Consider the following 11,894-nt stretch of genomic DNA (forward strand, 5'->3'; position numbering starts at 1 on the left):
CCCAAAAGCTGACGTCAACAGCACGATGCCAGACTCACGATGCCAAAGTCATGGACGCTCGTCGGCGGTCGCGTCCGATGCGATCTTTGATTGCGACATCCTCAATGCCACGACCGCTCGCCCATGACGCCGATAAACCAGCCAGCATTGAAGGCGACAACAAGCATGAGGAGACAGGTTGTTACAGAGGGTTCGACGTCCTGCGCGTCTTAAGCACGCCAAATTGCGAGCACCCCCCAGCGCAAAAGTTCCCGCGCAAAGAGCGGGCCAGATCGCTGAAAACCGCCCCTGAGGGGTCCGTGGCAGACGCCTGGCCCTGCGAGACGCCACCAAGGCAGTCAAGGCCAACACAATCAGACAGGCGATGAGCAAGTACATTCGATGGGATTCCTGGCGCAACCGCCGCCATCTCGAAGGCGCTGGCGAGCCAATAGCGTGCATTGATTGCCTCAACCTTAAAGCGATGGAGAAACTGTCATTGGTCCGACGGACCAGCCTCCTTGAGCGCATATCGCAAGCTTTTACCTACGGGAAGGAGACCTCGCGACGCTTTGGCTCAGGTCAGGCATGGGCAGAAGCGCCTTAATGGTCTGCAAACCTAATTCTCGGGGGTCTACCGCCTGAGGGCGTCCTCGTGCTACTTTAGCGGGCATGTCGCCTTTCAGCATTCGTTCTACTCTTATGCTTACTCCTTGTCGTCGGGGGCACCTCAAGCATCTACGTGTTCCTCGGCCTCAACCTGATTATGGCACTGATAGCGTTGGGCCTAGCCTGCCTTCTGTACGTTCCGTTCGCTAAGCGCTACGCTCTTGCATTCTTCGGCTTTTGTTGGTGGCGCGCGTATTGGGTATCGAATGCGCTGGTTGCTGTCCTGTTGGGCCTCGTGTTGTACATTGCCCACATACACAATCAGTCGCCCGTTCCAGCTTTGCTCTGGCTCGCCGCCCTCGCGATCATTGTGGCTTTGCTTTTCCTGCGCCGCGCGTTGAAATGGCGCTACCCTGTTTAGCCCCAATGGCCGAAATCCTCCTGCGCATAATTGGCGCTTTGATCGAAGGGTTGATTGATGGGGTGTTCGAAAGTACAGGCCGAAAAGTCCTGTCCTCTTGGGGCATGAAATCAAATCCGTTCGTTGAAGTCCTCATCGGCATATTGTTTTGGGCGGTCGCGTTTCTGTTGTTGGGCGTGCTCATCTTCGCGGTCTTTGCTCGCTGACCATCTACGCCGGCTTCGGGCCAAAAGCACCAGTCGGGCAGGTGCAGACCGATGTCCGGACTTCTGCAAACAGCAGACCTAGCGACACCCACGACGCCCAGTAGCCCAGCGGCGATCTGGTCCCCAATGCATTGATAATTTGCCTGCGGCATCGCCCGGCGCTTTCATCTTGCATGCCCACTCTCACCCGCCGCCGCGATCCCGATGCGCGCCAAGAAAGCTGGCTGATCTCTTACGGCGATGTCCAGGTCGGCAGCATCGGCCTACCGCTCCGGCAATCCGACTGAGAGCGACCCATGGCAATGGCGCTGCGGCTTCTATCCCGGATCACGTCCCGGCGAATGCACGTCTGGAACAGTGGCTCCGATCGCCGGTGATGCGGTGGCCCACACGCTCGAAACGCCCGAGCTTTTAGATTCGAGAACGGACGCACCACGTTCTCGGCGCCATGGGCCGTGTTCGTCTCCAAGCGAACCCGGGCGGATTTCGAGGAGTGGCGGCTAGAGCAGGAATGGAAATATGCCGCGTGGGAACGAGGCGAGAAGTTGCTGGCCCGGTGAAGCGCACCACCGCCGCGGTCCGGGAAGGACGTTCTCAGCCAACGTGCGCCAGCAGGAGCCAAGCGGTGATACAGAGGCAGACGGCAAATTCCAACGCGACTCGCGTGGTCGATCCCCTTGCGAAGCAGCGCTCATATTCGCTCTTCCGCGGCCGTTCGTCCACGACCTTCAAAGGCGGTCGATGGTATCCGCACTCCTTACATCGGACTCGACTGGGCCACCCACTTTCCGATAGGTTTACCCATGGACTGCGGCTTTCCAAGTACAACTAGCGGGGAGCGAAATGGCTGAAAAAATCGATGTCCAGGCTACCGGAAAATCGCAGTTTGAAGTCGCCTACGAGATGGCGAGATTCATTCTCACCAATATGGAAGGCCGCCAAGTGAAAAACATAAAGAGGCAAGAACTCTTGCATTTGGTGGCCGACTGCACCGAAGCCTTGCGCGGCATCAAGGTCAAGGAGATCATCAGCTAAAGAGGTAACTGGCAGGACCCAGCCGCCTCTTGTCCGTGCGACGAGCAAGCAGAATGCATTTGCCGAGCCCGCAACAAGGCACTCACGAGGATGGGCATATAGCCGAAGCTCATAGCTGACGTCGGTATCTTCCAGCCATGCGCAGCAAGTTGATTTTACCTGCCGATCAAGGGGCGTTCCCGAGTGGGCGCGTGCGTGTCCCAGTTGGGACAGCACCCGGCCCCGCGGGGTTTACGCCAGCGCGCCACCCGTAAATTTCCCAAGTGCGGCAACTAGGCGACCTGGTTAACTGGGGCCGGTTGAGCGCCGCACCATGAAAACACCGAAGCCAAAACAATGGGCCGAACACGAGGTCCGACGATTGTTCAGGCTGGCCCGGCAGGGAGTGGGCGCCTCGAGGATAGCGGCCGAACTTGGCCGCTACGCAGGATCGGTGAGGCGAATGGCGCGGACGATGGGGATACTCTTGAAGAAGTAGACATCGTCTGCACGCGCGCGGAGGGGTCTGGCTGATGCATCCGCACCTTCGGTTAGGTCGCCATAAGATGGTACTCGCATCCCAGCACTGAGAACTTCGCGGCCAATGGTATCCGTAATTCTACGGTCGTTGCGCATCGTCGATCTTTGGCATCTACTTCACATTGAATTTCATAACGACCCAATTTCAGACGGTGGCCCATGAGCGTCAAAGCCATGATGGCGACGATCCTCCAGAACCAGCTGACATTGCGCGGCGTGCATTCGCTTGCGCCGTCTGACTACGAAGAAATCGTAGAGCTGCTGATAGAGCAGATTAGAGAGCTGGAGCTTGGGTTGGCTGCGCGAGAAATAACCGACAAGCACGAGCCGCAGTAGGTCGAACGTCGTCCGCACCACGATCTGCGTCGCGGGCAACCCGTCGCATAGCAGACATACGGCTTGGCAAGTCCCTCGCTGATCATGAGCTGAGCCACGTCGCGCCCGGCAACCGAAAGCGATCAGCATAGACGTCCATAATTGCAGAGCTTGGTGCCTTCTTGGCCGGGCAAAGCGCAAGGGACGCGGCTTAGGCGCGCGTCGCCGGTTGCTATAATAGCTTTCAGCCGACTGGTCGCGGCATCCGCCAGTTTGCGCTCATTCGCACAGCGAGCCAAGTCACCCTTTTCTGGCGTGTTGAAGCCGACAAGACGATAAACGTTCCCCTCAGATCTGACGGTATCGCCATCGAACCAGCTCACAGCGTTGCTGTGCCGGTTGGAATAGACAAACCTGTCGGCTCCGGCCCCGCCGATTAAATTATCCCCTGCAGGCCCGCCCACCAATGTATCGTTACCGGCTCCTCCGTTCAAACATCATGGACCGAACCTCTTGCGCCCCTGTGTCACTGGCATATGTGAGGGCGGTTAGCACTCGCTCATTGCGACTGCCAACGCAAAAATATTCATAAAGATCAAGGAGGATTACATGAAATTCCGTCCGCTTCACGACCGCGTCGTGGTCAAGCACATCGAAGCTGAGGAGAAGTCCGCTGGCGGCATCATTATTCCCGACACGGCCAAGGAAAAGCCCTCCGAGGGCGAAGTCATCGCCGTTGGCCCCGGCGGCCGCGATGAGAACGGCAAGCTGATCCCGATCGACGTGCAGGTCGGCGACCGCGTGCTGTTCGGGAAGGCCGCCTAATCCATCGCTCACACTGAGGAGCGCCTGCCGGCGTCGCCTCAAAGGTAAGAGCGACTTAACTCAGGGAAATCCAGATATGTCAGCCAAAGACGTCAAATTCGGCGTAGACTCTCGCGACCGCATGCTGCGCGGTGTCGACATTCTCGCCAATGCGGTGAGGGTCACCCTCGGCCCGAAGGGCCGCAACGTCGTCCTCGACAAGTCGTTCGGCGCTCCCCGCATCACCAAGGACGGCGTCGCCGTTGCCAAGGAGATCGAGCTCGAGGACAAGTTCGAGAACATGGGCGCGCAGATGGTGCGCGAAGTCGCCTCCAAGTCCGCTGACGCGGCCGGCGACGGCACCACCACCGCCACCGTGCTCGCCCAGGCGATCGTGCGCGAAGGCGCCAAGGCGGTTGCCGCCGGCATGAACCCGATGGATCTCAAGCGCGGTATCGACCTCGCGGTCGACGCCGTCGTTGCGGACCTCGTGAAGAACACCAAGAAGGTCACCTCGAACGAGGAGATCGCCCAGGTCGGCACCATTTCGGCCAACGGCGACGCCGAGATCGGCAGGTTCCTCGCCGACGCCATGAAGAAGGTCGGCAATGAGGGTGTCATCACCGTCGAGGAAGCCAAGTCGCTCGAGACCGAGCTCGACGTCGTCGAAGGCATGCAGTTCGACCGCGGCTACATCTCGCCCTACTTCGTCACCAACGCCGACAAGATGCGCGCTGAGATGGAGGACGCTTACATCCTGATATACGAGAAGAAGCTCTCCTCGTTGAACGAACTGCTGCCGCTGCTGGAAGCCATCGTGCAAACCGGCAAGCCGCTGGTGATCATCGCCGAGGACGTCGAAGGCGAGGCGCTCGCGACCCTGGTCGTGAACCGCCTCCGCGGCGGCCTGAAGGTCGCGGCGGTCAAGGCTCCGGGCTTCGGCGATCGCCGCAAGGCCATGCTGCAGGACATCGCGATCCTGACCGGCGGTCAGGCGATCTCGGAAGACCTCGGCATCAAGCTCGAGAACGTCACGCTCAACATGCTCGGTCGCGCCAAGAAGGTGATGATCGACAAGGAGAACACCACGATCGTCAACGGCGCCGGCAAGAAGACCGACATCGAGGCGCGCGTCGCGCAGATCAAGGCGCAGATCGAGGAGACCACCTCGGACTACGACCGTGAGAAGCTGCAGGAGCGTCAGGCCAAGCTCGCGGGCGGCGTCGCGGTGATCCGCGTCGGCGGCGCTACCGAGGTAGAGGTGAAGGAGCGCAAGGATCGCGTTGATGACGCGATGCATGCGACCCGCGCCGCTGTCGAGGAAGGCATTCTGCCGGGCGGCGGCGTCGCCCTGCTCCGTGCCTCCGAGCATCTCAAGGGCATCCGCACCAAAAACGACGACCAGAAGACGGGCGTCGAGATCGTGCGCAAAGCGCTGTCCGCGCCGGCCCGTCAGATCGCAATCAATGCCGGTGAGGACGGCTCCGTCATCGTCGGAAAGGTGCTGGAGAAGGATCAGTACGGCTACGGCTTCGACGCGCAGACCGGCGAATACGGCAACCTGGTCTCCAAGGGTATCATCGACCCGACCAAGGTCGTGCGCGTGGCGATCCAGAACGCCTCCTCCGTGGCGGCACTCTTGATCACCACCGAAGCCATGGTCGCCGAGCTGCCGAAGAGGGCCGCTGCCGGCCCCGCGATGCCCCCGGGCGGTGGCATGGGTGGTATGGACTTCTAATCCCGACCATTGAGCGCTCGAAAGTACAAGAAAGGCTCGGTTTCGCTACCCGGCCTTTCTGCCTTAACTACGTGTTGTCTCGACGAGATCGCTGGCCGAGGAGCAAGAACACGAGAGTTCTCGAACGCGATCATCGCGACAAATAGTATCGATGTCACTGGCATCGGTGAGTCTCGCTGCAAACTGCCGCCTATCGTAGGCCAGCCAAGGTCAACTAGACACCAAGCCAATTGCCAAAATTGGAGGAACAGGTCGGCTTCGGGTCAAACTGCGAAGAACTCAGCCTAAGCAAATCTGGTCCGCTCTGCCTCAAAAGCCGGACCTCCACGACACGAGCCGTGACTTCGCTGATGGGCCATATCCCGACTCATGCACCGCATCAATTAACAGCCGGGTCAGCGGCGGCGACCGGACCGGCAGGCATGGTGAGGACCGGCGCTTACCGAAGATTGAGAAGATCGTGCCGCCTACTTCCGATTAAACACCTCCGTACACCACGCCTGCTGATCTTCGGGCTTGCCCACAAAAGCACACTCAAATGGGCCGCCGGTTATTCCGGAAAGTTTTCCAGTCCCCTTGACGGTATTCTCGCCTTTTGCCTTACCGTCAGTAACCGTGATGGTAAACGGCCCCTTTAGTTGGTCATCGCCGGTGCCCCAAGTGAGTTCGCCCTCACCCTTACCGGTCTCTTGTGTAAGACTATACGTCCCTGAAGCAGGTGCCATGTGCAGAGGGCCGCTACCAGCGTCGTTGAAGGTGATCCCCCACAGGGTCCCGTAGGCAACTCCTTTGTCTACGCGTTCTTGGATCAATTTCCACCCGCTGTGGATTTTGATCGTGCCCGCGTCCTCAGCCGATGCCGGCAATACCAAACCGGCGGCGAACATCGACGCAAAAAGGATTTTACGCATCTTGGAGTCTCCTCTTGGGTTTGCGACTCAAAAAGAACGACTTTGATTGAACTGCGAGTTGGACGACTGACCGCCGATCCAAAGTCACAACTGCCAGACTACGTGCTAAGGTCGGACTAGAGGCGTTGCGCGCACAATCATGCGCTCTCCCACGCCCGCGCGCATTGCGGATGCCCACGAAGAGACCGACGAAAAAGGATTTGTCGGTTTTAGAGAGTGCGATGCCCGCCGATGGCATTCCCCGCTGCAATTCGCTTCGAACGGAGACGTCGGCACGCCCTGTCTCGAAAAGCAGCTTTGAGGGAGATTACAGGATCCCACGCCCACCCAAAAGACATTCATGTTGGCCAGGATGTCGCACAAACAATCCGGCTAAAACAAATGGCTTCGATGTCCGAGTGGGCCAAGAGCGCCGCCTGATGGTACAAAGGGCGACCCTGATCTACCGGCGCATCGGCAACCTGCGAGCCGTGCAGCTCTTATTGGGTCACACGAAAAATCGAGAGCACCGTTAGATACCTCGGCATCGATGTCGACGACGCGCTCGCAATAGCAGAACAAGTTGACGTCTGATCTACCTGGGCGGAGCGGACCAACTCCGCCCCTTTTAGAAGGGCAGTTCAGGGCCAAGATCAGTCAAACCTCTTCCCCCACCATGTGATCGATGTAGCGTAACTATGGAGCTGCTCAACGGGATGTGCCGAAGTCCCCGTCTATTGTGACGAGCAGCAATTGTGCCGTCGGCGGGCATCGCATTCTCCACTGATCGCCTTTTTGCAATGCCGTCATCCCGTGCGTTCCGCCGCGGCGGCGTCCTATTTTTCCGGCCTCCAGCCGCGCAAGCGCATCAAGGTGGTCGAGAGCGATACCGCAACGAAAAGTTACATCGCGGCGTTCCTCTGGGCAGCGGTGGAGGGCGGTGAACTGAGCCGCTTGGGCAACGCATTCTCGAAATTCCCTTTGCATGCCCCTCTTGAAACGGCTTCTCATTTTTCTAAGTCATTTTTCGCCGCGAGAGCGGCCGGGCGCCTTCAACGGGTCCGGCACGGGCGCCGGATCGGTGGTCTTCGGACCTGTCCGAAAACGCCACTCCAGCGCTCCTTCGTATCCATCTTGCTCTTTGGAGGACTTGGTTATGAGGACCAGCTTTGACTTCGCGCCCCTGTGGCACTCTACCATCGGCTTCGACCACCTGGCCGACCTCGTCGACAGCACGCTGCGCCAGGCGAGCGAAGACCACTACCCACCCTACAGCATCGAACGTACCAGCGAGGACCACTACCGGATCTCGCTCGCGGTCGCCGGCTTCGGCGCCGACGACATCGCCGTGACGGCCGAGCAGAACGCGCTCACCATCGAGGGCCGCAAGCCCGAGAAGGCGGGCGGCGAGTATCTCTACCAGGGCATCGCCGCGCGCCCGTTCCGTCGCGTGTTCAACCTCGCCGACTACGTTCAGGTGAAGGAGGCCTCTTTCCGGGACGGACTGCTGATCATCGATCTCGTCCGCGAGGTGCCGGAAGCGATCAAGCCGCGCCGGATCCAGATCGGAAGCGGCTCTCCCGCCTCGCAGATCGAGCAGAAGAAGGCGGCCTGACCGCTGGGATCGAGGTTCGACGGCGGAACGCGGCACGCGGCATGCGCAAGCGGGGCCGCGTTCCCTGGCCCATGCAATGAAGGAGAAAACCATGGCAGTTCGTGATCTCATTCCCTGGTCGAGAAACCAGGAGCTCCCGCCGGCGCGCGGCGCCCACGATCCGTTCATGACGCTTCATCGCGAAATGAACCGGCTGTTCGACGATGTCTTCCGCGGATTCGGCGGCACAAGCCTGTCGCCGCTCATGGAAGGGCAATTCGGCTGGCCCGAGATCGAACTCAGCGAGACCGACAAGGCGCTGACGATCTCGGCCGAGCTTCCCGGCATGACGGATAACGACGTCCAAATCGAAATCGCGAACGGCGTCCTGACCATCCGCGGCGAGAAGAAAGAGCGAGCGCACGGACGAAGGCAGATACTTCACCGAGCGCCACTACGGCTCGTTCCAGCGGCAGATCGCGCTCGAGGATGTCGAGGAGGACAAGGCCGAGGCCTCGTTCAAGGACGGCGTCCTGACGATCTCCCTACCGAGGTCCGAGAACCCGCGAGCGGGCGTCAAGCGCATCGCGATCAATAAGCAGTAACCGTAACGGGCGGCGACTGGCCGCCGCCCGTCCACCCCATCCCGAGAAAGGAGCGTAAAGGGAGGCAACCGATGACCAACGCCAATACGAACACCGGCAATCTCGATCCCCTCTTCCACCCGGCGGCGCATTACAAGTCTCCGGAGGACGTCCTGAACGATATCGAGCTCTCGGCTCCGGAGAAGCGGATCATCCTGTCGTCATGGGCGTCCGACATGTTCGCCGTCGAGTCCTGCCCTGCGCTGCGCGAAATACCCGGCATGGGTCGCGCCGTCCGGCTCGCCGACATCCTGACCGCGCTGCGCCGGCTGGACGGCGACGACGACGATCCGCCGCGACCCGGCGGCGTGCCGATGCGGCTGCGGCGGCCTTGGGCCGCCGCGTTCCGGAGGCCGGCATGACGTTCACCCAGACCGTCCTGACGATGATTGTTCTCGGGCATGCTGCGGCGATGTGGGCCGTTCCGTTCGTGGTGCTCACCGGGTGCGCGCGCGGTGCAAGCACGGCATAGCATCAGCCCCGACCGCTCTCTCACGGGCGGCTGCCACCGCGGCGGTCGACATATCGGTCAGCGGCAGATGTCCTGAATGCGCGCCCGAGAATGCCCGACCAGGGTCGCCGCCGGAGGCCGCCAGGAAGTCGGTCATTTCGGCCGCCTCCTTCATCTGCCGCGCCTTGGCCAGCAACGCCATCCGCTCCGCTCCCGGTCCGAAACGCGCCGCCTTCCGCCTCAGTCGCTCCGCTTCCGCGGCCAAACGCGCCTGGAGGGATGTGGTCTGCCGGATCCGGCATCGCTTTTTCATGGTCGCACCTCACGTTGGAGATCCGCTCCGGCGGCGGCCGCTCACCTGGGCGGCCTCGCCGAGACATGGAGAGAGAATGCGAAAGGCCAGCCTGGCTGGCCGAAAAAACAAATCCTTGAGCAGGCAATGGGTTCCGATCGGGCGGGATGCACCTTCGTCGAATGCGATGAAGCGCGCAGGCCCAGCGATTTTTCTAGCGCCGGCGCGCGACCCAGACGCCGAGCAGAAACGCCACCAACAGAGCCTGCAGCGAATTCCGCACGGTCACCTCGCGCAGCTGCTCCGCCCAGCGCAGTGCGGCATCCGACGAAGGCGGACTCCTTACCGCTCGCGCCGCTGGGCTCTCGCCTGAGACCAGCTCGACGCCGTCAGTATCGCTCACAAGCCCGGAGGCCTCCGTCATCGCCGACGCTTCTTTCATATCCATGCGACCCTCCGCTGGCATCAGACGGACTTGCGCCGCGCCGCGGACGGCTTCTTCGCCGCCGTATCCTTCGCCAGCTTCTTGCCGGCGATCGGCATAGCATTTCCCTTTGGCCGGCCGCTTGCCTTCCTGGCCTTCTTAGCGGGCTTTTTCGGAGCGGTGGCTTTGGTGCCGCCGCCGACGCTCCGCCGCAGCGCCTCCATCAGGTCCACGACGTTGCCCACGGTCAGCCGCCCCTCCGGCGTGATCGGCTTGCCGGCCCGCTTCTGGTTGATGAGGTCGATCTCTCGGGCTCGAAGCGCCCGGACTTCTGGTTGACGATGTGCTTCGCGAGGTCGAGCATGTCCTTGGTCGGCTTCACCCGCTGGATATCCTTGAAATGCTCCTGCTCGCTGCGAACTTCGTACGGGTAGCGCAGCAACGTGCCGACCCACTCCTTGTCGAGATGCTCAAGCGCAATGATGTCCTTGTTGTACCTTTGACGATGTCCTCGTTAGGCACCTCGTCACCCGTGTCCGCGTCGACTTTCAGGTACTTGATGCGGCGGCCGGTGGCGCGATTGAGTTGGTTGAACGAGATCTTCTCGCGCTCGGAAGTCGCCGGATAGAGCGCGACCGGACAGGTAACGAGGGACAATCTCAGGAAGCCCTTCCAGTTGGCGCGCGGGGCCATTTACGCGGTACTCCGAAAACGAGGGCTACTCGGATTCAAGACGAATAACGTGGCTCAGTTCCGACATTGCGTGCCATCGCGACGGCGATTTCATCCCTGTTCGGCTAGGCGAGCCAGCGAATTTCGCGATGTCCCGTTAGCTCGCCAGTTCCGTCGCAAGGAACGATTGTATTGACCCCCGCTTTATTCCTCCGCACGCTTGGCATGGAGATCTGGTCATGGGACCAAACGAGGTCCTGCGGGCGATATTGATGTATTTTGTCCTGCCGCTTTGGCTGTTCGCCGGCTTTGCCGATTACCTCTGCCATCGCGCCACCCATATCGAAAGGACCAGTGGCTGGAAAGAATCTGTCCTGCACATCGCGCAGTTTGCCGAGATGGCCGTCCCGGTCCTGGCCGCGCTGTTCCTCGAAATCACCTCCGGCGTGATCCTGGTGATGATCGTGTTTCTCATACTCCACGAAGCCACTGCCATTTGGGACGTTAGCTACGCGTCGGCAAGGCGTGAGGTGTCGCCCACCGAGCAGCACATACACAGCGTTCTCGAGATGCTTCCCTTGACGGGAGTGCTGCTCGTCATCGCGCTTCACTGGCCAGCATTTGCGGCATTGTTCGGCTATGGAACGCCCGACCTTTCATTGAGGCTGAAGCAATCTCCGCTGCCACTGGCGTACATTGTCACGATGCTGACCTTGACCGCGCTGCTCGAAGTGCTGCCGTACCTTGAAGAGTTGATCCGCGGTTTGCGATATCGCGATCGCCGACTGAAGGGTTAGTCGATGCGTATCCTTCTCGTTGGCGGCACTGGCCTTCTGGGATCCGCGATCCACGCCAGGCTCTCCGCCGAAGGGCATGAATGCATGTTGGCGTCCCGCCATCCAACGGGATCGCCTGATGTCCATCACGTCGCGCTCGATATGCACGGACCACCGACGCTGCGACATGGAAGAGCCTACTTATGGGCGTCGATGCCGTTATCAATGCCGCGGGCGCCCTGCAGGGACAGGACATGCAAGGCGTTCATGTCGCCGGCAGCGCCGGGCTTTATAAGGCTTGCGAAAGCGCTGGCGTCCGCCGCGTAATCCTGTTCTCCGCAATCGGCACCAATCGCGAAACACCCAGCGAATTTTCTCGAACCAAGCAGGAAGGCGAAGCTGTCTTGATGGCACGTGACCTCGATTGGGTCGTGCTGCGGCCTTCTATCGTCGTCGGCCGGGCCGCATACGGGGGCAGCGCGCTGTTGCGGGGGCTGGCGTCACTACCGGTTCTGCCGGTCATGC

General features: G+C 60.7%; 12 protein-coding genes and 6 pseudogenes. 13 read left to right on the plus strand and 5 right to left on the minus strand.

All coding sequences use genetic code 11. The features are described 5' to 3' along the window. The first annotated feature begins 721 nt into the window (after nucleotides 1-721). The 4 genes from N2603_RS36280 (at nucleotide 722) to N2603_RS36295 (ending at nucleotide 3,105) form a co-directional block, all read left to right on the plus strand. Nucleotides 722-1,009: a hypothetical protein gene (locus N2603_RS36280; RefSeq protein WP_260385914.1), complete on the plus strand. Its 288-nt coding sequence runs from the start codon at nucleotides 722-724 to the stop codon at nucleotides 1,007-1,009. A gap of 5 nt (nucleotides 1,010-1,014) precedes the next feature. Next, nucleotides 1,015-1,215, plus strand: coding sequence for a hypothetical protein (locus N2603_RS36285; protein ID WP_260385915.1), 201 nt, complete (start codon nucleotides 1,015-1,017; stop codon nucleotides 1,213-1,215). A gap of 843 nt (nucleotides 1,216-2,058) precedes the next feature. Continuing rightward, a complete protein-coding gene (locus tag N2603_RS36290; protein WP_260385916.1) occupies nucleotides 2,059-2,250 on the plus strand; it encodes a hypothetical protein in 192 nt (63 codons plus the stop codon). Between the two features lie 678 nt (nucleotides 2,251-2,928). After that, complete coding sequence (locus N2603_RS36295; RefSeq protein ID WP_260385917.1) at nucleotides 2,929-3,105, plus strand: hypothetical protein; 177 nt, start codon at nucleotides 2,929-2,931, stop codon at nucleotides 3,103-3,105. A gap of 122 nt (nucleotides 3,106-3,227) precedes the next feature. On the opposite strand, the gene N2603_RS45005 is transcribed toward N2603_RS36295, so the two are convergent. Further along, on the minus strand, nucleotides 3,228-3,548 hold the full coding sequence (locus N2603_RS45005) for a hypothetical protein (protein WP_425248939.1): 321 nt from the start codon (nucleotides 3,546-3,548) through the stop codon (nucleotides 3,228-3,230). A 145-nt stretch (nucleotides 3,549-3,693) separates the two neighbouring features. On the opposite strand from N2603_RS45005, the pseudogene N2603_RS36300 reads away from it, so the two are divergent. Both N2603_RS36300 and groL read left to right on the plus strand, forming a co-directional pair. Then, a pseudogene (locus N2603_RS36300) lies at nucleotides 3,694-3,900 on the plus strand (co-chaperone GroES); the annotation flags it as partial. Between the two features lie 85 nt (nucleotides 3,901-3,985). Next, complete coding sequence (gene groL / locus N2603_RS36305; protein ID WP_260385918.1) at nucleotides 3,986-5,626, plus strand: chaperonin GroEL; 1,641 nt, start codon at nucleotides 3,986-3,988, stop codon at nucleotides 5,624-5,626. A gap of 467 nt (nucleotides 5,627-6,093) precedes the next feature. Here the strand turns inward: groL and N2603_RS36310 are convergent, their stop codons facing one another. Next, nucleotides 6,094-6,537: a hypothetical protein gene (locus N2603_RS36310; RefSeq protein ID WP_260385919.1), complete on the minus strand. Its 444-nt coding sequence runs from the start codon at nucleotides 6,535-6,537 to the stop codon at nucleotides 6,094-6,096. Between the two features lie 428 nt (nucleotides 6,538-6,965). Between N2603_RS36310 and N2603_RS36315 the strand changes: the two are divergent. From N2603_RS36315 to N2603_RS36330, 4 genes and pseudogenes are all read left to right on the plus strand, one after another. Then, nucleotides 6,966-7,110, plus strand: a pseudogene (locus N2603_RS36315) (tyrosine-type recombinase/integrase); the annotation flags it as partial. Nucleotides 7,111-7,672: 562 nt separating this feature from the next. Further along, a complete protein-coding gene (locus N2603_RS36320) occupies nucleotides 7,673-8,131 on the plus strand; it encodes an Hsp20 family protein (RefSeq protein ID WP_260385920.1) in 459 nt (152 codons plus the stop codon). 91 nt (nucleotides 8,132-8,222) lie between these two features. Next, nucleotides 8,223-8,715 (plus strand): annotated as a pseudogene (locus tag N2603_RS36325) (Hsp20/alpha crystallin family protein). 71 nt (nucleotides 8,716-8,786) lie between these two features. Next, the gene (locus tag N2603_RS36330; RefSeq protein ID WP_260385921.1) at nucleotides 8,787-9,116 is read left to right on the plus strand and encodes a hypothetical protein; all 330 of its coding nucleotides are present in this window, start codon (nucleotides 8,787-8,789) and stop codon (nucleotides 9,114-9,116) included. Between the two features lie 75 nt (nucleotides 9,117-9,191). Here the strand turns inward: N2603_RS36330 and N2603_RS36335 are convergent, their stop codons facing one another. The 3 genes and pseudogenes from N2603_RS36335 to N2603_RS36345 all read right to left on the minus strand — a co-directional run bounded on the left by N2603_RS36335 (nucleotide 9,192) and on the right by N2603_RS36345 (nucleotide 10,614). Then, the gene (locus N2603_RS36335) at nucleotides 9,192-9,407 is read right to left on the minus strand and encodes a hypothetical protein (RefSeq protein ID WP_260385922.1); all 216 of its coding nucleotides are present in this window, start codon (nucleotides 9,405-9,407) and stop codon (nucleotides 9,192-9,194) included. Between the two features lie 304 nt (nucleotides 9,408-9,711). Continuing rightward, a complete protein-coding gene (locus N2603_RS36340; RefSeq protein ID WP_260385923.1) occupies nucleotides 9,712-9,945 on the minus strand; it encodes a hypothetical protein in 234 nt (77 codons plus the stop codon). 17 nt (nucleotides 9,946-9,962) lie between these two features. After that, nucleotides 9,963-10,614 (minus strand): annotated as a pseudogene (locus N2603_RS36345) (Ku protein). Nucleotides 10,615-10,832: 218 nt separating this feature from the next. Between N2603_RS36345 and N2603_RS36350 the strand changes: the two are divergent. From N2603_RS36350 to N2603_RS36355, 3 genes and pseudogenes are all read left to right on the plus strand, one after another. Further along, nucleotides 10,833-11,390 carry a diguanylate cyclase gene (locus N2603_RS36350; RefSeq protein ID WP_260385924.1) on the plus strand — a complete coding sequence of 186 codons (558 nt, stop codon included), beginning with the start codon at nucleotides 10,833-10,835 and terminating at the stop codon, nucleotides 11,388-11,390. Between the two features lie 3 nt (nucleotides 11,391-11,393). After that, nucleotides 11,394-11,462, plus strand: a pseudogene (locus tag N2603_RS44890) (hypothetical protein); the annotation flags it as partial. A gap of 110 nt (nucleotides 11,463-11,572) precedes the next feature. Further along, nucleotides 11,573-11,761: pseudogene (locus N2603_RS36355) on the plus strand (NAD(P)H-binding protein); the annotation flags it as partial. Nucleotides 11,762-11,894: the final 133 nt, after the last annotated feature.

The sequence above is a fragment of the Bradyrhizobium huanghuaihaiense genome (assembly GCF_025200885.1).
Taxonomy (GTDB): domain Bacteria; phylum Pseudomonadota; class Alphaproteobacteria; order Rhizobiales; family Xanthobacteraceae; genus Bradyrhizobium; species Bradyrhizobium huanghuaihaiense.